Here is a 26,381-nt window from a genome sequence, read left to right as displayed (position 1 = left end):
CCTCCTAGTAAAGGCTAGCACTATTCTAGCATATATGAACGCTCAAAGCTCACCGCCCGTTCCCCAAGCGACAAGGGACAAGCGACAAGGGACAACTCCTCACGCCTCACGCCTTCCCAAACACCACCGTATGCCGCATGTTTACCGTGACGGCGACGCGAGTGCAAGGCGCGAGCAGATTAGCCGACAGTCCCTGCGAGTGCAGGATGGCGCCGTCATCTAAGCGCAGGGTATAGAGTGCGTGCGCGCCAAGGAAGCGCACATCCGTTATGGTGGCCTCTCCGGCCGTATCGGGCGCGATGGAAACGTCGTCAGGCCGTATTAGGAGCTCTCCCAGAGACAGGTTGCTCGGGTGCGGCACGGATAAAGCGAAGCGACCTAGGCGGGACACGACGAAGCTGCCCTCCACGCGGGCAGGCAGATAGTCGGCGCGACCGACAAAATCGGCGACGAAACGGCTGGCGGGATGATGATAAATCTCGTAAGGCGTGCCCACTTGCTCTAGCTTGCCGCCGCTTAAGAGACCTACGCGGTCGGAGAGCGAAAAGGCTTCCTCTTGGTCGTGCGTAACCAAAATCACCGTTGCGCCGCTCTCGCGCAGGATTTCCTTGGTTTCGCTGCGCAGAGCAGCCCTAAGTTCTGCGTCTAGGTTAGAGAAAGGCTCGTCAAGCAGCATAACTTTAGGCGCGGGCGCGAGAGCGCGGGCTAATGCTACGCGCTGTTTTTGCCCGCCCGACATTTCGTGCGGGTATTTTTGCCCCGCCGAAGCTAACCCAACTAGGGCCAGCAGCTCGCCGACGCGCTTAGTAATTGCAGCTTTTGGGCTACCGTAAAGGCCAAATGCCACATTCTCGTACACAGTCATATGCGGAAACAAGGCGTAGTCCTGAAAGACTATGCCCACACCGCGCTTTTCCGGCGGCATAAAATACGTGGGGCTTGACACAAGCAAGCCGTCAATCGCAATAGAACCTTCGCTTAGACAGTCAAGTCCGGCCACGAGTCGCAAGGTTGTCGTCTTACCGCATCCGGACGGGCCTAGCAGGGAGAAAAACTCGCCGCGATTGACGTTTAGGCTAAGGTCATAGAGCGCTGTCACATCGGGATAGCGCTTGCATAATCCGTTTAATTCGACATGAGGCTCTGATGTTAGTCTACTGGCCACGCAGACTTCTTCAGTCATATACTACGTCCTTTCATTTGCTCTGCGATAAGAGGAGCTTTATCGGTATAAGGCCTACCAACACAATGACGAGCGCGGGCAGCGCGGTACTTGCCCAGAGTGACTCGGCGGCCATCTGCCACACCCAAATGGCCAGCGTGTCGTAGCCAAGCGGGCGCAACATTAGTGTGATGGGAAGCTCTTTCATCACATCGACAAACACTAAGATTGCCCCCGCCATAAGACCCGGCAAAATTAAGGGCAGTTGCACCTCCGTGATTAGCCGCAGGGGAGTCGCACCAAGAACACGCGCAGCTAAGACTGTGTTTGGCGGGATTTTTTCTAGGCTGGAGTCCACGCTGTTATAGGCGACAGCCATAAAGCGCACGGTGTATGCGTAGATGAGCCCAACAATAGACCCCGTAAAGATTAAGCCGGGGGCTACACCCCACCACGCTACGGCTACCGCGTTGATACTGCGGTCAAGTGCCGACAAAGGCAGCAGGATGCCTACGGCAATGACGGCTCCGGGCAGCGCATAGCCCGTAGTAACCACACGCGTTAAGAGACGCGACAATGCACCGCTCTTTAGGCGGGTAAGGCTGGCCACAAGCAGGGCGACAGCCACCGCGACGGCAGCGGCAATCCCGGCAAGAGAGAGACTGTTGGCCGCAAGTCGCACATAGACCGCTAAAGTCCCCGCGGTTAACTGACTTAGCTCGCGCGAGCCCCACAAGAGAAGCTGCGTGAGGGGTAGCCCAAAAGCCGCAAAAACTACAAAACTACAAATGCCTGCCGCGACCAGACCGCGCCACCCACCCAAAAACATGGTAGGCAACCCCTGCCCTTTTCCCCGCACTTGATGGTATGCGCGGCGATTGCGCAGCCTTTGCTCCGACAGCAAAAGGAGCAAAGCCAGCATAGCCAAGAGGCCGGCCATCTCCGAGGCCGCGCCTAAGTCCATCAGCCCGTGCCAGACGCGCAAGATTCCGTCGGCCACGGTTGGGAAGTTAAAGTAGCGCACAGTCGCAAAATCGGCTAGTGCTTCCATCAGCGCAAGCGACACCCCGGCCACAATTGAGGGACGCGCCAAAGGCAGGACCACCTGCAAGAACAAGCGCGTCTTGCTGCTGCCGAGGACTTTCGCCGCCTCAAGCGCCGAACCTGACTGCTCGGCGAACCCTGCCTTAGCGAGGAGATATACATAGGGGTAGAGCACAAGTGTCATTACTGTGATGGCACCAAAGCCTGACCGAATCTCCCAGAAGACTAGCGCATCTAACCCTTGTGCGCGGAGGTAGGTCTGCACAGGCCCGGCAAAGTCAAAGATGGCCATATACACAAACCCCATAATGTAGGCGGGCATCGCCATGGGCAAAACCAGGAGCCACTCAAACGTGCGCTTCCCGGGGAAATCGTATGCCGTAACGAGCCAGGCTAGGGAAGTACCTAAAGCCAGCGTACCGATGCCCACACCTGTCAGCAGCACCGCCGTATTGAGCAGTAGCTCAGGCAGAATTGTGCTCCAAAGGTGTTGCCACACGGGCCAAGTTGGCGTAAAAAGCGAAGATGCCACCACCAATACGGGCAGGAGCGTGAGAGCAACCACAATAAACGGAAGCAAGGACAAAAGGCCAAGCGGCCTTTTGTCCCGCACAACTTGCGTGATGCTAGTGTTGTTTGTCATTAACTACGACCTTCCTCGTTGACTGCGTGGCTAGCAAGAACGAGCGAGAAGACTGCTTATCTATATCCAGCGCGGTCAAGGATTTGCACAGCCTCAGCTTGCAGGCGACCGAACTCCCCGATGTTTAGAGGGTCAGCCTTAAACTCGCCGAAACCGACGATAATTGGATGCGAGGTGGCGTTAGGATTCGCGGGGTACTCGTGGTTAGAGCTCGCGAAATCTGCCTGCCCTGCTGTGGCTAGCCACTCTAAGAGCTTAATGGCGTTAGCGCGGTTCGGTGCATGGGTAGTTACACCGGCGCCGCTGATGTTTTGGTGCGCGCCGCGGTCGTTTTGGTTAGCCCAAAAGACGCGAATCGGGAACTGTGGATTAGCTTGGAGGAGTCGACCGAGGTAGTAATGATTAGTGATTGCCACATCACCTTGACCTGCGGCCAGTGCTTCTAAGATGCGGGTATCGCTGTCGATTAGAGTCGGTCTATTGGCCACCCAACCTCTTACGATCTCTTCTGCCCGGGCAGGGCCGTGCGCGGCGATAAGACTTGACACAAGCGATTGCGTGTAGGAGTGTGTAGCCGGACGCATTACCAAACGACCTGCCCACTTAGGATCGGTCAGCGCCTCGTAAGTGGACAGCTCTGCCGGATTTACGCGGTCGGGGTGATAGAGGATAGTCCGCACGCGGCGCGTAAGGCCGAACCAGCGGTTGCCCGCATCGCGCAGGTGCGCGGGAATGTTGTCGCGCAACACTTGGCTCTCAAGCGGCGCTAAGAGCCCGGCTTCGCCTGCTAACCAAAGGTTGCCGGCATCAACAGCCATGTACACGTCGGCCGGAGTGTTTTTGCCCTCAGCGCGCAAACGCTCGCGCAACACGGCGTCGCTACCGGTAGTAAAACGCACCTGAATGCCGGTTTCGCGGGTGAATCTCTCGAAAACGGGCTCTACACCATAATGACGGGATGTATATACGTTGACGAATTCGGGCTTAGCGGCCGCCTCTTCCGCCGGAAACAGGTCAATCATCCCGCCGAGCAAAAAGGCCAGAGCCACGGCCACGACCCCTAGGACTAAGTACATGGATTTCTTGTTCATTATAGGACCTCCCCCTTGCTAATGCAATCCTCGCCCGCTCCTGCAGATAACGAGAATCGTTCTCAGCTATAGTAGCAGGCCAACGGGGGTGGTGTCAAGGGCAACAAAGGATTTCCCCCCGCGCGCGTGGAATACCCTTTAGGGAACATTCGCGTGGGGGGATTCATCTTGCAGTATAGACCCTTTGGACAGCTAGGTTTTAGCGTTTCCACTCTGGGATTTGGTTGTATGCGCTTGCCCTTGCTCGAGGCTACACCGGACGCACACGGCAACGTCGCCGAAGAGCGCCGCATTGACGAAGCCTTAGCTACGGCCATGCTTCGTTTCGCCATCGACCAAGGTGTAAACTATGTGGATACGGCCTACAACTACCACGGCGGACAGAGCGAATGGGTGGTGGGGCGTGCGCTATCTGATGGCTACCGCGAGAAAGTTAAGCTTGCCACCAAGCTCCCCTGCTGGCTGGTCAAAGAACCGGCAGATTTCGACCGCCTGCTCGATGAGCAGCTGAAGAAACTCAACGTCTCACATATAGACTTTTATCTGCTCCACGCACTCCGCCGTGAATCGTGGGACAAGGTTAAAGCACTTGGTGTATTGGAGTTCCTCAACCGCGCAGTAGCCGACGGCCGCATTATGTATCCTGCCTTTTCGATACACGACGAGTTTCCCGTATTTAAGGAAATCCTCGACGCACATCCTTGGGCTATGTGCCAGATTCAGCTTAACTACATGGACGAGGACTATCAGGCGGGACTTGCGGGGCTGCAGTATGCCGGCCACAAGGGTGTACCTGTGGTAATCATGGAGCCGTTACGGGGTGGCAAGCTAGCCCAAGAGCCGCCCGAGGAAATTAAGCAGGTGTGGAAGCAGTCCAAAAAGAAAAGGACGCCGGCGGAGTGGGCTTTCCGCTGGGTATGCGACTTTCCGGAGACCACAGTCGTGCTTAGCGGCATGTCGACCATGGAGCAAGTACGCGAGAACGTCAAGATTTTTGACAACCTCAAGCCACCGTGCCTTGACCTGCAAGAAGGTTTCCTTATAGATAAGGTGAGACAAATCTACCGCCAACGCATGGCCATCGGCTGCACACAGTGTGGGTACTGCATGCCCTGTCCCGCGAACGTCAGCATCCCCCACATTCTCGACTTGTACAACGATTACGCCATGTTCGGCTCAGCCGAGGGAGCATTCCTGACCTATAAGGCCCTCGTGGCCCGCGGCCGTGACGCCGCGCAGTGTGTAGAGTGCGGCAAGTGCGAGGACGCCTGCCCGCAGCAGCTGCAGATTGTACGCGCCCTGCGCGAAGCACACACTGCCCTGCAGAAATAAAAAGAAACAAAAGGGACGGTTCTTTTTGGAATCGTCCCGTTCCCTTTGTTCCCCTTTGTTTTCCCCGGGGAAAGTGTATATCATAGCATTTTTGTGGATATAAAAGTGCAAAACATGGTATTCTTATCACAGTGGAGGTGAAGGGCATGAAGCGAAAACTCACGGAACGCCTTTTGCAGTGGAGAAAGCAAAGAGGGGATCGTCTGCCATTGTTAATCTACGGCGCCCGCCAGGTAGGCAAAACGTATACTGTGCTTGAGTTTGGCAAGGCCCATTACCGTAATGTGCTGTACGTGAACTTTGAACAAGACGCTAGACTAACGCCATACTTTGAGGGTGACATTTCCCCCAAGCGGATCATTCCCGTACTGGAGCAGTACTATCAGACAAATGTTGACCCCGATGAGACTCTGATTTTCTTCGATGAAATCCAAGCATGTGAGAGGGCGTTGACGGCTCTCAAGTACTTCGCGGAAAACGCACCTGAGTACTCGGTCATTGCGGCGGGGAGCCTGCTCGGTGTTGTCATTAATCGGAGCAAGTTTTCCTTTCCCGTTGGGAAGGTGCAGATGACTACACTGCATCCTTTGGACTTCGAAGAGTTTCTCTGGGCCAAAGGGAGAGCGCTACTGGCGGCTGAAATCCGTCGGTGTTGCCTCGCCAACGTCCCCCTGCATGAACAACTGCACGGTGAAGCCCTGCTCTACTATCGAGAATACCTGATTATCGGGGGCATGCCCGCTGCGGTGAAAGCATCGCTAGAAGCACATCCCTTCATGACTGAACTGGAAGTAAGGCGGGCGATTCTGAACGCATACGTGGCAGACATGTCGAAGTACACCTCCCCTGCGGAAGGCGTGAAGATCCGCAGTGCTTTTGAGTCCATTCCCGCCCAATTAGCCAAGGTAAACACCAAGTTTCAGTACAAGTTGATTCGCAGTGGTGGTCGTGCATCTCTGTATGGCGAGTCCATCGATTGGCTAATCGCGTCCGGAGTGGTGCTGCAGTGCGCAAAATGTGAACACGGGTACATGCCGCCTGTGGCTTACCAGGACCTTTCAAGCTTCAAGCTTTACATGAGCGATGTGGGGCTGTTGTCAGCTCAGGCAGGCATTACTCTTCAGGCTTTGGCAGGTTCTCATCTGCATCAGTTCCGCGGTGCTCTTACGGAGAACTACGTGGCGGGAGCGCTGACCATGAAGGGGCATGACTTGCACTATTGGGAATCCAAGAGCTCTGCCGAAGTAGACTTTCTGATTGTTGTAGACGGCACACTAGTCCCCGTGGAAGTTAAGGCGGCAGAAAACACCCGCTCCAAAAGCCTCGCCGTGTACATGGAGAGATACAAACCACAGATGGCGGTACGCACATCAATGCGGAATTTTGGGTTTGAGAATGGCATTAAGTCTGTCCCACTGTATGGGTTGTTTGCGCTGTAGAAAACAAGAAGAACCGTCCCTTTTGTTTTTATTCTCCGGTGTAGCGCAGGGCGCGGGTGGCGTTGAGCACCGCTAAGAGTGCGACGCCGACATCGGCAAACACGGCTCCCCAAATTGTAGCTATCCCCGCGGCCCCAAGTGCCATAAACCCGACTTTAAAGCCAAGGGACAAAGCGATGTTTTGGTGAACTATGCGACGGGTGAAGCGCGCAATTCTAACCGCGGCGGTGAGCTTAGCGAGGGAGTTTGGCATAATTACGACGTCTGCTGCTTCGATAGCCGCGTCGCTGCCTAGTGCCCCCATCGCCACCCCTATGTCAGCCCGTGCCAGTACCGGGGCATCGTTAATGCCGTCCCCGACAAAAACTAATTTGCCGCCGCTGTGTGCCTCTGCCTCGCGCAGGGTGTCCACGGCGGCCACTTTGTCTTGGGGCAGAAGTTCGGCTGCATAGCCGTCAAGCGTTAACTCGCGTGCCGTCTTTGCGGCGATATCTCTTCTGTCGCCGGAAAGCATCCATAGCTTGTTGATGCCAAGCCTGCGTAGGCTCGTGATAACACCAGGAGTTTCATGGCGCAGGACGTCGGCGACCCCGATGGAACCCAACCATTCTCCGCCTAGTGCCAAATGGACGACGTTTTCTTCTCCTTGTGCTATCGGGACGACAACGCCTTGCTCGGCCATAAGTTGCGCATTACCTAGCAACACCCTGACGCCATCTAACGTCGCTTCTATCCCTCGACCTGCAACTTCGCGCATGTCACTTACGCGCAAAATAGCCTCGGGCTTGCCGTGTGCCGCACAAATCGCACGCGATACCGGATGATTAGAGTGTGCACCTAAGCTTGCAGCGTATGTTAGGAGCGTTTGTTCACTTACGCCATTACGCGCTGACACGCTTTGCACCGAAAAGTGCCCATGTGTTAACGTCCCTGTTTTGTCGAAGGCGACCGTGGAAGCCTTAGCCAACGCGTCTAAGTAGTTTGCCCCTTTAAACAACACCCCTTGGCGCGAGGCCGCCCCAATGCCGCCAAAGTAGCTTAGCGGCACGGAAACTACTAAGGCACAGGGGCAGGAGATTACTAGCATAACTAAAGCGCGGTACAGCCACTCGCTGAAACTAGCGCCAGGCAGGATTAGCGGTGGCACAACCGCCACTAAGGCAGCGACGGCGACTACGGCTGGCGTGTAGACGCGCGCAAACGTGGTGACGAACCGCTCTGTCGGGGCCTTGCGCTCGCTCGCTTGCTCAACTAACGCTAGAATGCGGGCAACGGCCGAGTCGGCGTAGATTTTGGTCACTTCTAACGCAAATACGCCCTCAGTGTTGACCATCCCGGCAAGGGCTACATCTCCTGCTTTGACTGAGCGCGGCAACGATTCGCCTGTAAGCGCGGACGTGTCAAGTGACGATGTCCCTTCGCAGACCATTCCATCTAGCGGCACCCGCTCGCCGGGTTTGACGACAATATGTTGGCCGACTTGAACAGCCTCCGGTGGGGTGCGAACTAGCCCTGTTGGCGTTAGCAGATTGGCGTATTCGGGGCGCATACTGAGCAAGGCCGTAATGGAGCGGCGCGAATTGTCGACTGCCTTATCTTGAAAGTACTCCCCTACTGCGTAAAACACCATTACCGCGGCGGCCTCAGCCGTCTCACCGATGGCAATAGCCCCTAGTGAGGCTATCCCCATTAGGAAGTTCTCATCAAAGACTTGTCCTTTCAGCACGTTGCGAGCTGCTATCTTAAGCACCGGCCAGCCCACGAGAACATACGCCACAAGTAGCAGTGCGTGCGGCAGCACGGCAGACTCGGCCGTCTGCCATTGCCACGCCGCTCCGATTAAGAGCAGTGCCACTGCTCCTATTACCGTAGATAGCGACCTAGCCGAACCGCCACAATTCTGGTCGCACGTCTTTCTCTCCACCATGCCTACCGCTCCTCTCTAAAGTGGGCTTGCGCTTCGCGGATAATGTGCAACACATGGTCATCGTCTAAGGCATAGTGGACATTCTTCCCCTCGCGGCGGTATCTAACAAGCCGCGCCATGCGCAGCAAACGCAAGTGGTGCGACACTGCCGGCAGGCTCATTTCAAGAATCCCCGCCAAGTCACAGGTGCAGAGCTCGCCGTGAGCTAAGAGATACAAGATGCGCGTGCGCGTCTCGTCGCCAAGCACCTTAAACAACTCAGATAGCCCCGCCACCTCAACTATTTTTGCGCGTAGCCCCAAAACATCTGCCTCCGCGTGACCGCTGTTGCACCAATCTGTGCGTGCGTTGTCGTCCATGACTGCTACCTCCCCACAAAAAAAAACAAACGATTAAGCAATTGCTTAATCGTTATTCTAGCAGACGCACGCGTACTGCGCAAGGCCAGGAGATTGTCGTATGTCGCTTGTCCCTTGTCGCTTGAGGGAGAGGGGGGTGAGCGCTGAGCGGAGTCCTGGCTCCTGGTAGAGCGAAGTGCCTAGTGCGCAGTGCTCAGTGCCCAGTAGAGTGGTGTCGTGGCGGGCAACTTACGGCTCACGGCTCACAGCCGAAGGCCACCCCCCTGTTCGCTGATTCATGATTCGCGATTCATGATTTCCCACAGCTCACAGCTCAAAGCTCATCGCCTGCTTACCTAACCATCAGATTTCCTTCCTCGATAAGCAGCGTGACCTTATGCTGCTCTTTTGTAAAGGTGTGTTTGCGTAGACCAATAGTTACGGTTGCGTTCTCCCACACTGTGCCCACAATAACCTTGGCCAGCGGCGGGCAGTAAACGTTGGTACTTACGCCGGACTTAGAGCCAAGCTCTTTTACTTTAACATCGCCTCCCGCACGCAGCTCACCGCCGCGGAACACGCCCTGCACCTCAACCCGTCCTCCCGCTTGGATTTTCGAGTTGTAACATCCGCCTTGGATCACTATATCTCCCGAGCAAGAGAGAGTCGAGCCTACGACGTTACGTGCTGATATAAACGCTTTCTCTGGTGGTGTAAACACCATAATCTTCTCGCTCAATGCGGCAAAAACCCGCGCTAGTTCCGCGATGTGCGCCTCTGTGCGTGAGCCGTGTTCGGTGTCTTTGAGAAAAGCGCTGATGGTGTGCAGGAGTTCTTCGCCTAACAGGTGCATAATACGTGTATCTAGTTTACCCATCTCTGTTTGCAGCAACGAAACGCGCGCCCTAAAGCCCTCGTCACGCTGGTCTAAGAGGCCGCTGATGAGCTGGGCCGCATAAAGGCGTTTGCTCTCTGGGATGACCTTCTTAAGCTGCGAAACCGCGCTAGTAAGGCGCTTGGAATCCGCACTAAGCTCCTCAAGCAACTGCGTGGCGAGCCGCACGAAGGATTGCGGCGGGCCCACGAGCAGCTGTGAGGACATTATGTTCTCGCGTACCAACACCGAGCTGAGGGCTTGAACTAAACCGTGGTCTACGACACCGTCAATGCGGACTTTCCCGCCCGACCATACGGCAAAGCCGGAGCACACATCCCCGCTGACCGAAACATCGCCTAGGAATGAGATATTCCCTGTCGCTAGGTCGACATTCCCTCGCACAGCCATATCCGGGACGATATGCACCTTGTAGCTGCCGCGACTTTGCGTAGCGACAGGTCGACCGGACTTGACCGCGACGAGAGTCTCGGCGGCCTGTTGCCATACTACCCCGTCGCCGGCCATCAACTGAATTTCTTTTGGCAAAGGTGCCGCGATGATTTCTCCTCTGACGCTGCGCCCGGGGGTGCCGTTAACCGCAGGTGTCTTCTTTACCAACACCTGCCCCGGGACCACGTCGGTAAACTCGAAGCGCTCTCTAAAATCTACTTTGTCATCCTCGCCTGCCACCAAAGCTACACGCGCCTCGGCGGTAAAAAACACGTCTAGCTTAGCATCTGTCCCCGGCAGCGGGGCCACTCCTTCCGCTACCAGAAAGTCGTTTTCTGTGAGCGCATTCGCGGCACGCACCAAAACTCCAAGCTGTATACCAAACACCACCCCCTCGGCGCGCAAGCGCGTGCGGAGCTCTTCTATGCTGACGGCAGGCACGGGTGTAGTAGTCTCGTCTACCGCTAACACCAAGTGCGCGGCAGGCGGTATATCCCGTAAAATTCTCTTAGTCCTAGTACCCGGTACAATACGCGCCGTAGCCGTCAAACCGTCCCCGCTGACGGTTATCACGCAACTCCCTTTTTTTAGTTCCTCAAGCGGCGTTATCGCGACTATGTCCTGCGGCTTAATTTCCGTAGCGGCGGTGCAAAGGCGACCGTTGACAAGAAGCTCTACGCCGGCGTGAGGAACGAGTACAGGGAAAGGTTCGCCTTCGGCAGGCGGCCAAACGACCAGTTTGCCGTCTTGTATCGCCAGTTGACCTGTCAAACCGCTGTCTTCATTAGACATGCTTATTCCCTCCCTCGCTGTGTCAGTAATTACTTTCGACTCATCGCCGCGCTTTCCTGCATGTGTCGTTCGTCGGCGAGGTAGCCTTTAGCCGCAAGTGCGTTCAACACGCGTTCGATAATCTTTTCGTCTCTCGCCTCGATAGTGTGCAGGTGTAGGCCCCCCGTAAGTACCAGCAGAGGCTCGGCGCGGGCCTCTCTGAGTTTCGCGATAAACCCGTCAACGTCCGCGCGCGAGGAGAGCCGCAGTGTTCCGGTTATCTCACCGTACACGGGATGCTCAACGGTGACATCAAGCACCATGCCGCCGTTGTCTACAATAGTATACAACTCCGCCGCTAGCTCTTCGGCGTCAGCGCCATGATGCGAGGCAATTGTCTGCCGCACAACTGCTGTGGGTGACACCGGCAAAATTACATACCCTTGTGTCGTGGCGACAATCGGGACATTGCGAGCGCGTAGAATCGCTATGTCAGACACAATCACCTGTCGCGTCACACCAAATGTATCGCTTAATTGCCCTCCCGTAATGGGGCGTCTACATTCGAACAGCGCCCGTAATATAGCGGCACGTCTCTCTTCATTGGTCATGCGGCACCTCTCCTCGATATGGTTGCGGGTACCCCTAGAGTATAGTATACTACAAAAAAACAAGTGTATATACACTTGTAAAGGGGGCTGTCTAGTTGATAAGACCCACGACGCGAGAACTCCTCTATGGTGCACTGCTGACGGCAATCTCTCTCCTGATACCGCTAGCTTTTCGGGGCTTCCTGCAGATTGTCATTCCACCCTTTAGCGCAACACTGGGTAGCCACGTAGCCGTAATGCTGGCCATGTTCGTGAGCCCCAGCGTAGCCGCCGCGGTAGGCATTGGGTCAACCTTGGGGTTCCTGATTACATTAACCCCGGTAATTGCGGCGCGGGCATCCATTCACATAGTTTTTGGCGTCCTTGGCGCACTCCTGTATCAGCGCGGCGCTAAGCCTTGGCAAGTTTTCGCAGTTACCGCTCCTGTCCATGCGCTGGGCGAAGCGCTGGTGGTTATACCCTTTGGGTATACGCTACAGGCAGCATTGGTGCTGGTTGGGGTAGGAACTTTATTACATCATGTAGTCGATGCGGTAATTGCGCTGTCGCTCTACCATAGCTTACGCCGGGCAGGGGTCTCGCTTAGCGCGCGTCACGCCCCGCGGTAACGAAAAAGGGGGCAGTCCGCTTCTGCACAGCCTGTACCGCAACGTAAACACAGCTGCTGCCACCCCGGCCACTGCCGCACGGCCGCAGCAGAGAGCGCCTCTAACCCTTTTTGCAGCGAGTCGCGCTCGGAAGGCGTCATAGCGACAAAAAGCTCGGCAAAAGCGTCCATCTGGAGTTTGAGGTACCTCTGCACCTCGACTCGCCCGGCAGGCGTGAGCAATGCTATCGTCTGCCGTCGGTCCGCGCCTTGGGCACGCACTACCAAACCCTTGCGTTCAAGTCTGTCCATAACTTTCGTGGTCGCAGGATTAGAGATAGCCAAACCTTTAGCAAGCGCAGTCAATGAGCAATCAGGGTGCAAGAGAATGTAGCGCAATGCTAGTAACTGGCTGTTTGTCAGGTCAGCCGAAGATCGCGCGAGAGGCTCGGCCACAGCCCTAGCGCCAATCTGCATAAAGAGGTCCGTAAGGTGCTTTAGGATATCGGTTTGCTTCACATTACCCACCCGCCTTAAGCCTTGTTGGAACGAGCAGCCATTATCAGTAATTATATTATATCATGACAAATGTCGCTTGTCCTTTTTTTATCATGAGTAGTGCCGCTTGTGGGAGCCGCTGGCCGCTAGGGGAACGGGCTGTGAGCGATGAGGGGGCTGTCGGCTGTCGGCTCTCGGCTCCTAGTAGAATTTTGGGCACTCAGCACTCAGCACTCAGCTTGGCGGGTGTAAAGGTGAAAAGTGGATAGGTTAAAGAGGAACCGGCAACGCTGCGACACCACTCCACTGGGCACTGGGCACTGGGCACTGGGCACTTCCCTCTACAAGGAGCCAAGAGCTAGGAGCCAGCAACCCCTCGTCCCACTGTGCGCCGGAAATGCAAAAACTGCCCCGTTTGCACGGGACAGCCTCACTTCTTATGGTTGGGTTCCGGCCGCAGGAATACCGGTGATAAACCCGCTGTAGAAACGCTGGATGTAGACGTTGTCGGCTACACGCCGGAAGTAATGTATCGCGTCGATATTGTGGTCAGGCATAAAATGCAGCAGGAAACCTTCCGTTACGTCTTGACCAACCTGCTTAGTGAGCCGCAGAATCTGGTGCCCACCGGGCTCTGGCTCTTGGTGCGAGGGAACAAAGTCGGGGTCGCGCAAGGCCTGCCTGAGCTGCGCAAGCTTCGCGGCAATAGTAACGTAAGTGTCAGGCACTGTATCCGGGGCATGCTCCTTAGCTTCTTTCGTGCGCGGGTCGGTAAGCGTAATCTTGGAGCCTTCTTCCCTAACGTGGAACTGCGTGACCTGATTCTTTTCATCAGTGTAGCTATACACGACCTCAAGTACCGGTTTTGCTTCAAGCCAACGCACGGCGCGACTAATCATGTGTCGATGCACGCGGGGGCTACCTTCAGCGTAGGACTGCGCGGTAATTAATGGGAAGAAGTATGACCATACCGCGATGCCGATGAACACCACCAGCACAACCGCTGCAATAATCAAATCCCACGGTAATGAAGGTTTCTCTTTCCGCAGGCGACGCCTGCGCTCTTGTCTGCCCATACATACAGCTCCTCACACATAATAGCAGGGAATCGAACCAAAGGCAGCTCTATTGCCCTACTCATAACCTATTCGACAAACTCGGCCGTTTCCCTGCTCGCAAAAGAAAAACTCGCGGCTCGCCGCAAGGCTTAAGCCGTGAGTTTGTTTTACACGCAATACTACTTTAGCTCGCCTTCCACGCCGACGTTAATGCTCATCACGGGCACTTTTACACCGGCACGCTTGATGGCTTCGTTTACGATGCGGCCAAGCCCAAAGCAGCAAGGCACTTCCATATGGGCAATGGTAATACTGCGGAAGTCATTCTGCCGAATCATTGCGGCAAGCTTCTCTACATAGAGCTCGGCGTTGTCGAGCTTCGGGCAAGCAATAAGCAACGCGCGTCCCTTAAGCATCTTTCTGTGAAAATCGGGATAAGCAAATGGCACGCAGTCGGCAGCGAGTAGAAGGTCAGCCTCGCGCAGAAACGGAGCACTCGGCGGCACCAGCATAAGCTGTATGGGCCACTGGGTAAGTTCAGAACGACCGGCACTCGCAGGCGCGTTAACTGGCTGTTCTGCTTGGCGCTTCCCAAAGGACTTCATGGCTGTGCCGGGGCAGCCACACGGCAAATCGGGTTGATGCGCCGGCGCGTGCTGCTTGGCCTCCGCAGCGTGATGTGCTCCGCCGACGGTCGGGCGCCCGATGCTCTTTAGCCATTCGTTGGTAGCAGCTTCGTCGTAAGCGTCTGACTCGCGCTCCTCGATTGTGAGCGCTCCGGTTGGGCATTCGCCTAGACACGCGCCCAGGCCGTCACAGTATTGTTCTTTAACTAACTTTGCTTTGCCGTCAACAATCTGTAGCGCACCTTCAGCACAACCGGGCACACACTGACCACAACCGTTACAAAGCTCTTCGTCTATCTTGATGATTTTGCGTACTGGCATCTCTAAAATCCCCTTTCAAGGTTTCTGCGCTAATTTTATCGCGGCTGTACGCAGAAAAATGTGACCGAAATCACACTGACAGGGTATTTTCTGTCGCGACAAACACAAAGCCATCTGGTTCTATTGCCCATGTGCCAGTTTGCCCCGCGTGCTCGGCGGCGAGAGCAAAGTGCAGCATAGCAATGCCAAGGTCAATGTAAGCAAAAGCAGTTTTGCGAGTCGGTTTAAGCACGACCTGCTCCTTTGTGCCGGAAAAGTGCCAGGGCTGCAGGTTAACGGCCGAGGGAGCGATGCGCACAGCCTCTAGCGACGCGCGCAGCCAAGGCGGTCCTTGTAGTAGGGCCGGTGTTGCGATTTGTGCAAGTTTCTTGCGCCGGACGACAGCGTGAAGCAGCCTACCGACGGAGTCATGGCTTGCCCCGGCAAACCCAAGCGCAATGACGCTGACGACAGCTTCGTCCGGGCTGAGGGCGAAGCGCTTAATCAGAGACTTGAAGTTAAAAGTCCCTCCCACCCAGCACGATGCTAATCCGAGGTGAGTTGCGCGAAGCACATACTGCTCGCCAAGGTATCCCGCCTCTAATTGCCCGCGGTTGTCGCTATCAGCCGGTACGAGCAACGCCAAGACTGCCGTTGCGCGGCAAATCTTGCCGTAACTGCCCACAATGCCGGTAAAAACAGCGTCAAAACCAGCCGAGTCGCACAGCAACACGGAGCGGCAATCGACTAGGCCGAGCGTACGCAGGTTTGCAGGCTGCAGCAAGGCATTAAGTAGACTAGCCTCGATGACCTGCCCCGCGAAGCGGCGAGTGGAATGACGCCGTGGCATAGCTTGCACCAGTTGTGCTGTATCGATGAGCACTTACTTGCACTCCTTCTCTACACGCGCGTCAGTTCTTCGCAGTATTCACAGACATAACTGCGCGCTTTCTCGTCGTGCAGGTGGAAAGTGGGGATGACGTTTGGGTCGGCGTTAGCGACGCAGCGGGGGTTGTTGCACGCAAACAGCCCTTTGACTACGGCCGGGGTGCTCACGCGTACTTTTCTTGCGACGCCGCAGTTCTCAATTACATTCACCGTAAGCGTCGGGTCTATGAGGCCGAGCATGGCGGTGTCGACTGCGGTGAAGTTCTCGATTTTAATAATGTCCTTCTTGCCCATGCGCTTGCTTGAAACGTTCATTAGGAGGACGACGGGAAAACCTAAGGCAGCTAAGTTGAGCTTATTAAAGATATGCAGCCCTTTCCCCGCGGCGATATGGTCAATGACGATGCCCGCCTTAATTGCTGTTACCTCCATTAGTTGTTCACCCCCAATAAGTGTGAGATTAACGACATCCGCACATACACGCCTAGCTCGGCCTGCGGGAAGTAAACGGCTCTTTCGTCTTGGTCTACTTCATAGGCAATTTCATTGACGCGCGGCAAGGGATGCATCACGATCATATCCGGCTTGGCAAGGCGCATCTTCTCGGCATCGAGGATGTAGCTGTTCTTTAGGCGCTGGTAATCCGCTTCGTTGAAGAAGCGTTCGCGCTGAATCCGCGTCATATACAGGACATCTACGTGCGGCAAGGCTTCTTCTAGGCGGCGGCACTCGGTTAGTGAGCAGTTAAAAGTGCGCTCAAGGTGCTGTTTTAGGCGCTCAGGCAGAACTAGTTCCTCTGGGCTGACGAGGTAAAACTCACATCCGGGATAGCGTGCCAGTGTCTCGATGAGGGAATGAACCGTGCGGCCAAACTTTAGGTCGCCGCAAAAAGCTACGCGCAGTCCAGTAATGCGCCCCTTGTAGGTGTCAATTGTCAGGAGGTCGGTCAATGTTTGCGTCGGGTGTTGGTGGCCGCCGTCGCCGCCATTAATGACCGGCACGCGCGAGTAGAGCGAAGCAAGCTTGGGCGCACCTTCCTTGGGATGGCGCATGACTAGGACATCGGCATAGGCGTCAAGCACGCGCACGGTGTCAGCAATCGATTCGCCCTTAGCTACCGCGGAAGTGTTGGCGTCGGCAAAGCCTAAGACTTGTCCACCGAGCCTAAGCATGGCTGATTCAAAGCTAAGCTTAGTGCGCGTGCTAGGCTCGTAAAAGAGTGTGCCTAAGATACTGCCGCGGCAGGCCTCAGCATAAGCGCGGCGATTCTGCCGCATGTCGTGGGCCAGAACAAGTATAGCGTTAATTTCGTCTAGCGTCAGGTCGTTAGGGCTAATCAAGTGTCTACCCGTAAGCTGCATGAAAATTCCCCTTCCTTACCGTAGCTTCTCCTGTGGCAGAGTCCCAAACACTCTTTGGCACAGCAAAAGGCCCTCCCCGGAACATGGGAGGGCATAGCTAACACCGCTTGCCTTCCCAGCCTCACAGGGCTATGCCGCAACGCGTGCGGCGGAATTAAAGGCGCTTCTGTAGATAAACTATACCTTTTGCGGCGAGGTGTCAAGGGGTCGCTTGACATCCGCTTGCGGCTGCGGTAGTGTTTACTCGGTACACGAACTCCTTTAACCGCGCCCGGAGAGGCTAGGAAGGAAGTCGCCCGCAATACGTTTGGGCTACACGGCTTTCCTGCGCTCCGGCAGGGAAGCCTATTTTCATGGGGGTGAAGCCATGCCAACTGTCATTACCGGCGCCCGCTTGCTTGACCCGGCACACGACATAGACAAGGTAGCCGATGTGCTTGTGGTAGACGGGCGAGTCGCCGCGGTAGGGACAAATCTTAACTTTAACGGGGTCGAAGTCATTCAAGGCGACGGCAAAGTGCTGGTGCCCGGTTTTGTCGACTTACACGTGCATTTGAGGGAACCGGGCAGAACACATAAAGAGACTATACAGACCGGGTGCCGAGCCGCAGCCGCAGGTGGGTTTACCGCTGTTTGCGCCATGCCTAACACCTTTCCGCCCGTTGACAGCGTGGCCTTAGTGCAACAAGCGCGCGAATTAGCCAAAAAAGCTGCCGTACGCTGCTATCCGCTTGCTGCCGTGACGCTTGCACAGAAAGGAGCAACACTCTCACCGCACCGGGAACTGCGCGAAGCCGGCGCAGTCGCGCTTTCCGATGACGGAGAACCGGTGACGAACACGCGCCTTTTTTACGAAGCCTTGCATAACACGCGCGACCACGGCCTGGCCATAGTTGCTCACTGCGAGGACAAAGCGCTCTCCGCAGGAGGTGCGATGCATGCCGGTAAGCGGGCCGAGGCTTTAGGCTTGCCCGGTATCCCCGCGGCCGCCGAAGAAGCAATGGTGGCGCGCGACATTGCCCTCGCCCGCGCGACAGGCGGCAAGCTCCATATCGCCCACGTCAGCACCAAGGGCGCTATGCTCCTTATCCAGCAAGCTAAAGACAGCGGGCTAGACATAACCTGCGAAGTGACGCCGCACCACCTTGTGTTGACGGACCGTGACGTCGATGCGGCAGACGCCAACACCAAAATGAACCCTCCCCTGCGCGCATGGGAAGACGTTCTGGCGCTTCGGGCTGCTGTTAGCGAAGGCTATATCGACTGCATCGCCACCGACCACGCTCCGCACCACAAAGACGAAAAAGCCCTGCCCTACGCGGAAGCTCCCTTTGGCATTGCCGGGCTTGAGACTGCCCTGCCCCTCTTGCTGACGGAACTTGTGGATAAGGGAGTGTTAGGACTGTCCGAATTAGTGGCTCTGCTTTCCACGCGCCCGGCCAGGATTTTTGGGCTGCCGGTCGGAGCTCTGGTGGTGGGCGGCACGGCCGACTTTACGCTGATTGACCCTAAACTCACACGCACCGTAGAGCCTGACACGTTTTACTCTCTCGGAAGAAACACTCCTTTTGGCGGCCGATGTCTCACGGGGTGGCCGGTAATGACCATGGTCGCAGGCCAAGTTGTGATGAAAGATGGTGTGGTGCATGACTAAAGCGTTTTCTCTCCGCCTAGCGGAGGCTGTTCTGGCTAAGAGGTGTCACCTGATAGTGGGATTAGACCCTCGACCCGCACTTCTGCCACGGGAAATTACAGCCAAGTGGCGCGCCGAGCTCGGAAACACAATGGAAGCGACCGCTAAAGCTACGCTCGAGTTTAACAAAGGCCTGATTGACGCGCTCGCGGAGATTGTCCCCGCCGTAAAGCCGCAACTCGCCTGTTACGAGCAACTAGGCGTGCCGGGCATGGAAGCCTTCGCGGCGACCGCTAGGTATGCAAGTGAGCGAGGACTCCTCGTAATTGCTGACGGCAAACGCGCCGACATCGGCTCCACTGCCGAAAGCTACGCCGACGCCTATTTAGGCGAGACGACAATCAGCGACCTGAAGGCGCGTGCCTTTGTCGCCGATGCCCTGACGGTAAACCCCTACCTCGGACCAGACAGCTTAGAGCCGCTGCTTACGCGCTGCCAGACTTTCGGGCGGGGAATCTTTGTGCTGGTGAAAACGTCTAACCCCGGGGGCTCACTGCTGCAAGACCTAGAGTGCGGCGGGCGAAAGGTATACGAAATAGTAGGGGAAATGTGCCACGCACTCGGCCGCACAGAACTTGACGAGCGGGGCTACTCGCCCGTAGGCGCCGTAGTCGGCGCAACCTTCCCCGCCGAAGCCGAACGGCTCAGGCGCATCATGCCGCACAACTACTTTTTGGTGCCGGGGTTCGGTGCGCAAGGCGGGACTGCGCGGGATGTCTTGCCCTGCTTTAACCCCGATGGTTTGGGAGCCGTGGTAAATTCGGCGCGCGAAATTATTTTTGCCTATCACAAGCAAGGCGGCGATTACCGTGACGCCGCACGCGCCGCCGCGCTTGCCTCACGGGAAGCCATTAACAAGGCACTAGCGGAGGTGAACAAGCTCGCGTGGTGAGTAAGAACGTAGTAAGTAGAGATGCCGCTAAGTTTGCGCAATGCACAGTCATACGTCAGGAGGAGATATCGCCTAATATCTTTCGTACGACGCTTTTTGCGCCGGAAATAGCTCTAGGAGCAGCTCCCGGGCAGTTCGTTAATGTTAAGTGCGGCGCACCCGGCAGCTTCGACCCCCTTCTGCCGCGCCCCTTTAGCTTTAACCGCATCGACAGAGAGGCCGGCACATTTGCGGTGTTGTACCGCGTGGTGGGGAGAGGGACGGAGCTTTTGCGCCGCGTCAAGGTTGGCGACAAGCTCACGGCGCTCGGGCCGCTGGGGAAAGGATTTGTTCTACCGGGAAAAGACAGTCCGCTGGGGCCAACCAGTTTGAAGCGCGTGCTACTTGTCGCCGGGGGAATGGGCATCGCGCCGTTTCATCCTTTGGCAGCTGGGCTTTTGGCCCGAGAAATTGCAGTCAGTATCCTCTACGGCACGCGCTTAGCTGTCGATTTGGCTGACCAAGCGGAACTAGCGGCCCTTGGGGCGGACGTTCTCTGTTGCAGTGAAGACAGAGGCTACGAACACGGGGGCTTAGTGACCGAGCAGCTGCAAGCAACCGTCGACACAGGCGCACGTTTTGCCCTAGCTTACGCTTGCGGCCCGCGCGGCATGCTAAGTGCCGTAAAGCAAATTTGCCAAGAAGCCAAGCTGCCTCTCCAACTAAGCCTCGAAGAACATATGGCCTGCGGCCTAGGGGTGTGTCTAGGTTGCACGTGTGAGCGTGCAGGCAGCGACGGCTACTGGCATGTCTGCACCGATGGCCCGGTGATGTGGGCGGAGGAGGTCAAATTATGAGCGAGAGACTTAAGGTTGCGCTTTGCGGCTTAGCCCTGAGTAGCCCAGTACTGTCGGCGTCTGGCTGTTACGGCTACGGCCGCGAGTTTGACTCATTTTACGACTTGCGGCTGCTAGGCGCGGTGGTCGTTAAGGGGATAACGCTTAAGCCGCGCTACGGCAACAGCGGCCGCAGACTAAGCGAAACGCCAGCAGGACTTATAAACTCCATCGGCCTAGAAAACCCTGGCGTGGAAGGGTTTATAGCGGAGGAACTGCCTTTTTTGCGCGACATGGGTGTGCCAGTAATCGTCAACATCTCCGGCAATACCGCCGAAGAATACGCCGAGCTCGCCGCACGTCTTAACGGGGTGCCGGGTGTGAGCATGCTTGAAGTCAATATCTCGTGCCCTAATGTCAAGCAAGGCGGCATGGCTTTTGGCGCAACTTGCGAAACGGCAGCCGGAGTGACACGCCTCGTACGTCGCCAAACTTCCTTGCCGCTGACGGTAAAACTATCGCCCAATGTCACAGATATTGCCTCGATAGCGCAAAGTGTCGAGGCAGAGGGTGCTGACTGCATTTCGCTCATCAATACGCTGCTCTCTATGGCCATCGACGTCGAGGCTAGACGCCCTGTGCTGAACAATATCTTTGGCGGGCTTTCCGGCCCGGCGATAAAGCCAATTGCCTTGCGCATGGTCTGGCAGGTGGCCGGAGCCGTCAAGGTCCCAATCATTGGCATGGGAGGCATTAGCACCTGGCAGGATGCCGCAGAGTTTATCTTGGCCGGAGCTACGTGTGTCGCCGTGGGCACTGCCAATTTCTTTAACCCAGCGGTCATCCCGGAGATCACCACAGGTCTCGCGGAGTACGCGTCCAAACAAGGCGTCGCCAACATACAGGACCTCGTAGGCGCCGCACGAAACAAGTGAAGCAAAAGGTAAAGCAAAAGGGACGGAGCCTTTTGCTTCAAAAGAAAGGGGCATACTGCGATGATTAACCAAGACCAAATCACCGCGTTGTTTAAGACTACTGGCACATTTATGGAGGGGCATTTTCGCCTGACCTCGGGCTTGCACAGTGGGCTGTATGTAGAGAAGTTTCGCCTGCTCGAACATCCCGAACACACGGCTGTGCTCTGCCAAGAAATTGCGCGGCGTTTTCGCGATGACGGCATCTCACTGGTAGTCGGCCCGGCTATCGGAGGCATCATCATTGCCTACGAGGTAGCGCGCGCACTAAAAGTACGCTCGATTTTCCTCGAGCGCGAAGATGGTCGCCTGCAGCTTAGGCGTGGGTTTGTGATTGAGCCGACTGATAGGGTGCTGGTGGTCGAGGATATTGTGACGACTGGCGGCTCTGTCAAAGAAGTATTGGCGGCAGTCGAAGGGGCTGGCGCTACCATCGTGGGTGTGGGCTTATTGGTTGACAGGAGCGGAGGGCAGGTTAACCTCCACTACCGCACTGAAGCTCTCCTAACGATGAAGGTCACTACGTATACGCCGGAACAATGCCCACTTTGTGCGCAAGGCATTCCAATCATAAAGCCGGGAAGTCGCAAAGCCTGAAACAAAAATGAAGCAAGCGGAACATAAAACGCCCTAACGCTCTTCAATCGATATAATCAACAGCCTGCCTATCTGCTCGAACCACCTGTGGTGTGCCCTAACCAAAGCCCAGCCGTAGTTGGCATGAATCCCTGCAGACTCAAACCTTCCGAGGGAAGCAAGGGTGGTATGGACAGTTTCCCCTGTAATAGAAATGTTGTGTCCGTCGCGTGGCCTGGCACCGACTACTCCTACTGTAGCCAATATTTGTCCATGCCGACGTATGGCGGGAGTAGGGAGGGGAGGCGGTGGCCAGCCATCAAAGGGCACACCTTCTTCAAGTCGGTGCGCTTGCCACTTGACTTCTCCGGTTTCTTCGTTAACCGTAACCTCCACAAACCTCACGCTGCGGTCGTGCATGTAGCGCAGCAGCAGCGCGCCGGCGTCCGTTCTGGTCAGTCTTCCTGCCCAAGGGGAGCCGTAGGGGTCCATCCAGGGGTAGATATCTGCGTCCGCAAGCACCCCCAACTCCGCGCGGGTTAGCCTTGGAAGTTGCACCACCAACCGCTTCCGCGCCGTAGCCAAGTCAACGCGGTAAAGGCGCCTGTTCCGGTCGACAACATAGGCAGCATCTTCCTCTATTAGAGGCTCACTAAGCGGCATAGCCCAAATCCTAACGCTCCGCACCCTGACCACCGGATCGGCCAAATGCCGCACCTCGTATTGAAAGGTGAAGTAGTAGACGGCACCCAGCAGCAGCAGCATTTGCAGCGCGCAAACGAAACGGTAAACCTGGAGTCTTGTTTCCGCCTTGAGACCGCGTAACCAAGCGATAAGTACCCATGGTGCGATATAGATTACAATGAACAAGACAAGCACAACTCGGTACACGTACTCCGGCCTACCCGGACCTGCTATGTACATGTGTATTCTCATATAGAGATCCAGTACGACTATCACTAAGTAGGGCAGGAACGCCAAGGCATATCCATCAGAAGTACCTATTGCTATGGCCAAGACTATCGGCACAAGCAAAACGACAGCACTAGCCCAGTAGACATAAATGCTACCTATGCCGACACCAACAGCCACAAATATCCATATGCCCGCAAGCAAGGTAGCTGCCATAGTACACGTGGCGATGTTGTGCTCAGTGTGCGCAATGCGCTTGACAGAGCTCGCCCGCAAGTTCAGCCACGCCTTTACCTTTTCGAGGGTCATTTCCTCTGTGCCCCTCCTTTTTGCGTACATGGTAGAAGAACCAAGCTATAAGTGTGCCCATCGCCTCGCCAAGTAGGCATCCCGGGCCGATGGATTATGCCCATCGGCCCGGGCACCAGAGGAGTGAGTCAATTGCGCTACTATACCGCAGAGAAGTTACGGCTGCCGGATAAAGATAGGGCTGGTGTAAATTGTGTCAATTGCTACTCCTTGTCCTTCTAGATCCTGGCCTTCTACGACCACGTGATAAGCACGTTGTCCTCCGCTAAAGCTAAAGCTGACAGGTACTACTATGGAGTGACCAGAAGAGACGGTGTGCCAAGAGTCGTGCCTTGTGTCCTCTAACCCAGTACGCGTACTCCTGTTTTCGATAACTCTCACCCGGTAAAACCCGGTGCGTGCCGCGCGCAGTGTAATCTCGCCGCTCACCGTGGCATGAACCGGCATAGTAAACCGCGAGCCTATTTCCTGTGGGACACCCTGCGCGTCTCTGAGCCTTAGAATTGCTAGGCCGCCGAAACGGCTGGCCACTGTTCGCCCCGCGCGCAAAGCCGCATCGACGTTCTCTTGCCCAAGTTGTGTCATGTCACCCCACCACTGGGATAACCCGATATGGGTGACGAAAGGGATGCTAGTGAATTGGCTTAGAACATCTGCCCAATCGCTGCCTGTCCTAGCGGAGGGGAAGCCATTACCCGCAAAGGTTGCGTTAAGACGCGCAACAATCTCTTCCCTCCATTTCTGCATAGGACCAAAGCCTGGAGAAAAATTGGTCTGCAGCGCCCCGCTCATTAACTCAAAGCCGTCGTAACGGGCAAAAAGCGTGGGAGACCAAATGTTCCACGGGTAACCTAAAGGCGGCTGTGCGCCCGGATGCGCAATACCTCCGGAGGACCACCCAAGCCTGTTGTTGTTAATGTTCTCGAGCAAAGTGTTGGGTGCAAACCAGCTGTATCTTAGCCCTGAAATTTCAAAGCCTGATGCGCCGCCAATGCCAACCAGGTTTTGGATACCATAGGCCAGGGCATGTCCATTGTGATCGGTGTGAGTATGGTTTGCTGTAGAAGCAGCGATTTCAACCCCGGGAAACATTGCTATCTGCGCAGACGAGGCTGCTCGGACTCTAGCGTGATAGTCTTCCCATGTTGCTAGATATGGTAGATAACGCACACGGTCGTTCCCAAAAGTTGCTGTCAGCCAGGCGTTTGTTCCTGACTCTATTGCTGTCCCCCGACGCCCTGTTCCGCTCATTCTTGGCAATATGGGTTGAGTGGTTATATACCGCCCTGCTGGCTCGTCGGTAATATAGCCGATTGAATAACCCCTGTTTGCCAGCCTTGATGCTAGCTCCCCAGGCGTGAATATGCCATCTAAAGCAAAAGTACTGTGCAGATGCAGGTCTGCCGGGGTCCAGGTGGAATTGGTAGTTACCGGCTCGATGTCGACAATCAGCACTTCACCTTCCCAAACAGCACTTCGCCCTCCCCTTTCCACTACGGCCCGCACTCGGTAATGGCCGTCAGCGGCAACGCGAAAAGGCAGTTCGGACACATTAAGTGCGATGTTAAGCGGAGCAATCTCGCCGCGCCGACGCATTACCTCGCGCATACGCGCGTTGCCTTCCCTAAACTCACGCTCTTCGGCGGTGGATAGGGCCTGGCGCTCGTCATTGCGTACGCGCAGGACTGACGCCCGCTGCCGATAGTTGTTCCAACTCCTAAATGCCGCAGGGGCAATCTCCTCATCCAGACGATGGACCGGCATGGTTCTTTGCGCCATGGGGATGGTCCCGAGCAAGTCGTGTCCGTCAATCCTCAACTCTGTCAAGCGGGCTGTACGTGCGCCGGGGCCAAACCCGACGAGAGCAAAAGGGAAATCCCACCGATAAGCATCAAGATCGTATGTCTGCACCACCGGCGCTAGAATCGCTAGCTCCGGCTCAAGGTCAACCGGAGCGGAAAGAGTAAACCCAGTTAGTGAAAACACAAGCAGCAAACAACAGAGCGCTACGAACACAACGCGTCTTGCAGCACTATTCGCGAGCCGCAAACCTTTCCCTGCCAACATAGGAACACATCCTCCTAAAAACTTATTCCGGCAACTAAGCAGGCGTTACGCATTACCCCCATTCTGCCTTTATTTAGCAATAGTCACCATATCTAACATATCACCCCCCCCCTGCCTGTCAAGTGAATTGACGGAACAAGCCCTTTAAGAAAAGCAAAAGGGACGGAGCCTTTTGCTTCAAGAGAAAGGGGCATACTGTGATGATTAACCAAGACCAGATCACCGCGTTGTTTAAGACTACCGGCACATTTATGGAGGGGCACTTTCGCCTGACCTCGGGCTTGCACAGTGGGCTGTATGTAGAGAAGTTTCGCCTCCTCGAACATCCCAAACACACGGCTGTGCTCTGCCAAGAAATTGCGCGGCGTTTTCGTGACGACGGCATCTCACTGGTGGTCGGCCCGGCTATCGGCGGCATCATTATTGCCTACGAGGTAGCGCGCGCGCTGGGAGTACGCGCGATTTTCCTAGAGCGCGAAGACGGGCGCTTACAGCTTAGGCGTGGGTTTGTGATTGAGCCGACAGATAGGGTACTGGTTGTAGAGGATATCGTGACCACAGGCGGTTCCGTCAAAGAAGTACTGACGGCAGTCGAAGGGGCGGGCGCTACAATCGTGGGTGTCGGCTTATTGGTTGACAGGAGCGGCGGGCAGGTTGACCTCAACTACCGCACCGAAGCTCTCCTAACGATGAAAGTCACGACGTATACGCCGGAAGAATGCCCACTTTGTGCGCAAGGCCTTCCCGTAGTTAAGCCGGGCAGCCGCAAAGCCTAATAAAATTAAGTCGCGCTACGGCGATATGTCAGAAGGATTTGGCGAATAGAAATAGAACAACTCTTTAGGCACCGCCAAAGAGTGTGCCAAATATAGGAGGAGATCGCGTTGATCAAGAGAGTTGCCATCGTCTCTACCATCGCCTTGCTGCTCTTGAGCGGCCTAGGCGGCATCACGCTGACCGCCGCGCAGCAACCGGCCATCCGCGTCATGTTCAACGGCCAGTACATGAACCTCGATGTGCCGCCTGTTATCCAGGGCGGCCGCACACTAGTGCCCTTCCGCGCCATCTTTGAGGCACTAGGGGCGACCGTGTCGTGGAACGACGCCACGCGGACCGCTACCGGCCCACGCGGCACCACAAC

25 protein-coding genes are annotated in these 26,381 nt (G+C 55.9%); 10 read left to right on the top strand and 15 right to left on the bottom strand.

Going from position 1 to position 26,381, the window contains the following annotated elements:
• Positions 1-106: 106 nt before the first annotated feature.
• Genes KGZ66_07925 through KGZ66_07915 form a run of 3 tightly spaced genes read right to left on the bottom strand, consistent with a single transcriptional unit; the run spans position 107 to position 3,940 of the window.
• Entirely contained in the window at positions 107-1,183 is a 1,077-nt protein-coding gene (locus KGZ66_07925; GenBank protein ID MBS3985519.1) for an ABC transporter ATP-binding protein, read from the bottom strand.
• Positions 1,184-1,196: 13 nt separating this feature from the next.
• The gene (locus KGZ66_07920; GenBank protein MBS3985518.1) at positions 1,197-2,849 is read right to left on the bottom strand and encodes an iron ABC transporter permease; all 1,653 of its coding nucleotides are present in this window, start codon (positions 2,847-2,849) and stop codon (positions 1,197-1,199) included.
• 56 nt (positions 2,850-2,905) lie between these two features.
• Positions 2,906-3,940, bottom strand: a complete 1,035-nt coding sequence (locus tag KGZ66_07915; GenBank protein ID MBS3985517.1) for an extracellular solute-binding protein — start codon at positions 3,938-3,940, stop codon at positions 2,906-2,908.
• A gap of 228 nt (positions 3,941-4,168) precedes the next feature.
• Here KGZ66_07915 and KGZ66_07910 point away from each other — a divergent pair, with 228 nt between their 5' ends.
• Together KGZ66_07910 and KGZ66_07905 are read left to right on the top strand one after the other, a co-directional pair.
• Positions 4,169-5,272, top strand: coding sequence for an aldo/keto reductase (locus tag KGZ66_07910; GenBank protein ID MBS3985516.1), 1,104 nt, complete (start codon positions 4,169-4,171; stop codon positions 5,270-5,272).
• A 146-nt stretch (positions 5,273-5,418) separates the two neighbouring features.
• Positions 5,419-6,711 carry an ATP-binding protein gene (locus KGZ66_07905; protein MBS3985515.1) on the top strand — a complete coding sequence of 431 codons (1,293 nt, stop codon included), beginning with the start codon at positions 5,419-5,421 and terminating at the stop codon, positions 6,709-6,711.
• Between the two features lie 28 nt (positions 6,712-6,739).
• Here the strand turns inward: KGZ66_07905 and cadA are convergent, their stop codons facing one another.
• From cadA to KGZ66_07885, 4 genes are all read right to left on the bottom strand, one after another.
• On the bottom strand, positions 6,740-8,638 hold the full coding sequence (gene cadA, locus KGZ66_07900; GenBank protein ID MBS3985514.1) for a cadmium-translocating P-type ATPase: 1,899 nt from the start codon (positions 8,636-8,638) through the stop codon (positions 6,740-6,742).
• Between the two features lie 2 nt (positions 8,639-8,640).
• Positions 8,641-8,997, bottom strand: coding sequence for a helix-turn-helix transcriptional regulator (locus KGZ66_07895; protein MBS3985513.1), 357 nt, complete (start codon positions 8,995-8,997; stop codon positions 8,641-8,643).
• Positions 8,998-9,328: 331 nt separating this feature from the next.
• The gene (locus KGZ66_07890; GenBank protein ID MBS3985512.1) at positions 9,329-11,095 is read right to left on the bottom strand and encodes a DUF342 domain-containing protein; all 1,767 of its coding nucleotides are present in this window, start codon (positions 11,093-11,095) and stop codon (positions 9,329-9,331) included.
• A 29-nt stretch (positions 11,096-11,124) separates the two neighbouring features.
• Positions 11,125-11,685, bottom strand: coding sequence for a transcription repressor NadR (locus KGZ66_07885; GenBank protein MBS3985511.1), 561 nt, complete (start codon positions 11,683-11,685; stop codon positions 11,125-11,127).
• Between the two features lie 95 nt (positions 11,686-11,780).
• Here KGZ66_07885 and KGZ66_07880 point away from each other — a divergent pair, with 95 nt between their 5' ends.
• Positions 11,781-12,293, top strand: a complete 513-nt coding sequence (locus KGZ66_07880) for a hypothetical protein (GenBank protein MBS3985510.1) — start codon at positions 11,781-11,783, stop codon at positions 12,291-12,293.
• Here KGZ66_07880 and KGZ66_07875 read toward each other — a convergent pair.
• The 6 genes from KGZ66_07875 to pyrB all read right to left on the bottom strand — a co-directional run bounded on the left by KGZ66_07875 (position 12,278) and on the right by pyrB (position 17,002).
• On the bottom strand, positions 12,278-12,790 hold the full coding sequence (locus KGZ66_07875) for a MarR family transcriptional regulator (GenBank protein ID MBS3985509.1): 513 nt from the start codon (positions 12,788-12,790) through the stop codon (positions 12,278-12,280). The two genes, KGZ66_07880 and KGZ66_07875, sit on opposite strands and share 16 nt — an antisense overlap.
• Positions 12,791-13,206: 416 nt before the next feature.
• Complete coding sequence (locus KGZ66_07870; protein MBS3985508.1) at positions 13,207-13,845, bottom strand: hypothetical protein; 639 nt, start codon at positions 13,843-13,845, stop codon at positions 13,207-13,209.
• 161 nt (positions 13,846-14,006) lie between these two features.
• Positions 14,007-14,774 (bottom strand): 4Fe-4S binding protein, encoded by a 768-nt coding sequence (locus KGZ66_07865; protein ID MBS3985507.1) that lies wholly within the window; start codon positions 14,772-14,774, stop codon positions 14,007-14,009.
• 70 nt (positions 14,775-14,844) lie between these two features.
• Positions 14,845-15,636, bottom strand: a complete 792-nt coding sequence (locus KGZ66_07860) for a nitroreductase family protein (protein ID MBS3985506.1) — start codon at positions 15,634-15,636, stop codon at positions 14,845-14,847.
• Between the two features lie 17 nt (positions 15,637-15,653).
• Complete coding sequence (locus KGZ66_07855; GenBank protein ID MBS3985505.1) at positions 15,654-16,073, bottom strand: aspartate carbamoyltransferase regulatory subunit; 420 nt, start codon at positions 16,071-16,073, stop codon at positions 15,654-15,656.
• Positions 16,073-17,002: an aspartate carbamoyltransferase gene (gene pyrB / locus KGZ66_07850; protein ID MBS3985504.1), complete on the bottom strand. Its 930-nt coding sequence runs from the start codon at positions 17,000-17,002 to the stop codon at positions 16,073-16,075. Before pyrB ends, KGZ66_07855 begins: the two co-directional genes overlap by 1 nt.
• Before the next feature lie 367 nt (positions 17,003-17,369).
• On the opposite strand from pyrB, the gene KGZ66_07845 reads away from it, so the two are divergent.
• The 5 genes from KGZ66_07845 to pyrE (KGZ66_07825) are packed head-to-tail and all read left to right on the top strand — an operon-like array spanning position 17,370 to position 21,973.
• Complete coding sequence (locus tag KGZ66_07845; protein MBS3985503.1) at positions 17,370-18,656, top strand: dihydroorotase; 1,287 nt, start codon at positions 17,370-17,372, stop codon at positions 18,654-18,656.
• The gene (gene pyrF / locus KGZ66_07840) at positions 18,649-19,587 is read left to right on the top strand and encodes an orotidine-5'-phosphate decarboxylase (protein ID MBS3985502.1); all 939 of its coding nucleotides are present in this window, start codon (positions 18,649-18,651) and stop codon (positions 19,585-19,587) included. The genes KGZ66_07845 and pyrF overlap by 8 nt, the downstream gene beginning before the upstream one ends.
• Positions 19,581-20,423 carry a dihydroorotate dehydrogenase electron transfer subunit gene (locus KGZ66_07835; protein ID MBS3985501.1) on the top strand — a complete coding sequence of 281 codons (843 nt, stop codon included), beginning with the start codon at positions 19,581-19,583 and terminating at the stop codon, positions 20,421-20,423. Before pyrF ends, KGZ66_07835 begins: the two co-directional genes overlap by 7 nt.
• Entirely contained in the window at positions 20,420-21,337 is a 918-nt protein-coding gene (locus KGZ66_07830) for a dihydroorotate dehydrogenase (GenBank protein ID MBS3985500.1), read from the top strand. The genes KGZ66_07835 and KGZ66_07830 overlap by 4 nt, the downstream gene beginning before the upstream one ends.
• 60 nt (positions 21,338-21,397) lie before the next feature.
• On the top strand, positions 21,398-21,973 hold the full coding sequence (pyrE, locus tag KGZ66_07825) for an orotate phosphoribosyltransferase (protein MBS3985499.1): 576 nt from the start codon (positions 21,398-21,400) through the stop codon (positions 21,971-21,973).
• A 33-nt stretch (positions 21,974-22,006) separates the two neighbouring features.
• Here the strand turns inward: pyrE (KGZ66_07825) and KGZ66_07820 are convergent, their stop codons facing one another.
• On the bottom strand, positions 22,007-23,173 hold the full coding sequence (locus KGZ66_07820) for a hypothetical protein (GenBank protein MBS3985498.1): 1,167 nt from the start codon (positions 23,171-23,173) through the stop codon (positions 22,007-22,009).
• 156 nt (positions 23,174-23,329) lie between these two features.
• Positions 23,330-25,240, bottom strand: coding sequence for a hypothetical protein (locus KGZ66_07815; GenBank protein ID MBS3985497.1), 1,911 nt, complete (start codon positions 25,238-25,240; stop codon positions 23,330-23,332).
• A 200-nt stretch (positions 25,241-25,440) separates the two neighbouring features.
• Between KGZ66_07815 and pyrE (KGZ66_07810) the strand changes: the two genes are divergently transcribed.
• Positions 25,441-26,016: an orotate phosphoribosyltransferase gene (gene pyrE, locus KGZ66_07810; GenBank protein MBS3985496.1), complete on the top strand. Its 576-nt coding sequence runs from the start codon at positions 25,441-25,443 to the stop codon at positions 26,014-26,016.
• A gap of 108 nt (positions 26,017-26,124) precedes the next feature.
• A partial coding sequence (locus KGZ66_07805) for a copper amine oxidase N-terminal domain-containing protein (protein ID MBS3985495.1) occupies positions 26,125-26,381 on the top strand: 257 nt, incomplete at its 3' end.

Source organism: Selenomonadales bacterium, from assembly GCA_018335585.1.
Lineage (GTDB): Bacteria > Bacillota > UBA994 > UBA994 > UBA994 > UBA994.
This window is presented reverse-complemented; position numbering and strand designations above follow the sequence as displayed.

Coding starts and splice junctions, on each gene's coding strand:
- KGZ66_07925 (MBS3985519.1), bottom strand. CDS start 1,183: ATGACTGAAGAAGTCTGCGTGGCCAGTAGACTAACATCAGAGCCTCAT.
- KGZ66_07920 (MBS3985518.1), bottom strand. CDS start 2,849: ATGACAAACAACACTAGCATCACGCAAGTTGTGCGGGACAAAAGGCCG.
- KGZ66_07915 (MBS3985517.1), bottom strand. CDS start 3,940: ATGAACAAGAAATCCATGTACTTAGTCCTAGGGGTCGTGGCCGTGGCT.
- KGZ66_07910 (MBS3985516.1), top strand. CDS start 4,169: ATGCGCTTGCCCTTGCTCGAGGCTACACCGGACGCACACGGCAACGTC.
- KGZ66_07905 (MBS3985515.1), top strand. CDS start 5,419: ATGAAGCGAAAACTCACGGAACGCCTTTTGCAGTGGAGAAAGCAAAGA.
- cadA (MBS3985514.1), bottom strand. CDS start 8,638: ATGGTGGAGAGAAAGACGTGCGACCAGAATTGTGGCGGTTCGGCTAGG.
- KGZ66_07895 (MBS3985513.1), bottom strand. CDS start 8,997: ATGGACGACAACGCACGCACAGATTGGTGCAACAGCGGTCACGCGGAG.
- KGZ66_07890 (MBS3985512.1), bottom strand. CDS start 11,095: ATGTCTAATGAAGACAGCGGTTTGACAGGTCAACTGGCGATACAAGAC.
- KGZ66_07885 (MBS3985511.1), bottom strand. CDS start 11,685: ATGACCAATGAAGAGAGACGTGCCGCTATATTACGGGCGCTGTTCGAA.
- KGZ66_07870 (MBS3985508.1), bottom strand. CDS start 13,845: ATGGGCAGACAAGAGCGCAGGCGTCGCCTGCGGAAAGAGAAACCTTCA.
- KGZ66_07865 (MBS3985507.1), bottom strand. CDS start 14,774: ATGCCAGTACGCAAAATCATCAAGATAGACGAAGAGCTTTGTAACGGT.
- KGZ66_07855 (MBS3985505.1), bottom strand. CDS start 16,073: ATGGAGGTAACAGCAATTAAGGCGGGCATCGTCATTGACCATATCGCC.
- pyrB (MBS3985504.1), bottom strand. CDS start 17,002: ATGCAGCTTACGGGTAGACACTTGATTAGCCCTAACGACCTGACGCTA.
- KGZ66_07845 (MBS3985503.1), top strand. CDS start 17,370: ATGCCAACTGTCATTACCGGCGCCCGCTTGCTTGACCCGGCACACGAC.
- pyrF (MBS3985502.1), top strand. CDS start 18,649: ATGACTAAAGCGTTTTCTCTCCGCCTAGCGGAGGCTGTTCTGGCTAAG.
- KGZ66_07830 (MBS3985500.1), top strand. CDS start 20,420: ATGAGCGAGAGACTTAAGGTTGCGCTTTGCGGCTTAGCCCTGAGTAGC.
- pyrE (MBS3985499.1), top strand. CDS start 21,398: ATGATTAACCAAGACCAAATCACCGCGTTGTTTAAGACTACTGGCACA.
- KGZ66_07820 (MBS3985498.1), bottom strand. CDS start 23,173: ATGACCCTCGAAAAGGTAAAGGCGTGGCTGAACTTGCGGGCGAGCTCT.
- KGZ66_07815 (MBS3985497.1), bottom strand. CDS start 25,240: ATGTTGGCAGGGAAAGGTTTGCGGCTCGCGAATAGTGCTGCAAGACGC.
- pyrE (MBS3985496.1), top strand. CDS start 25,441: ATGATTAACCAAGACCAGATCACCGCGTTGTTTAAGACTACCGGCACA.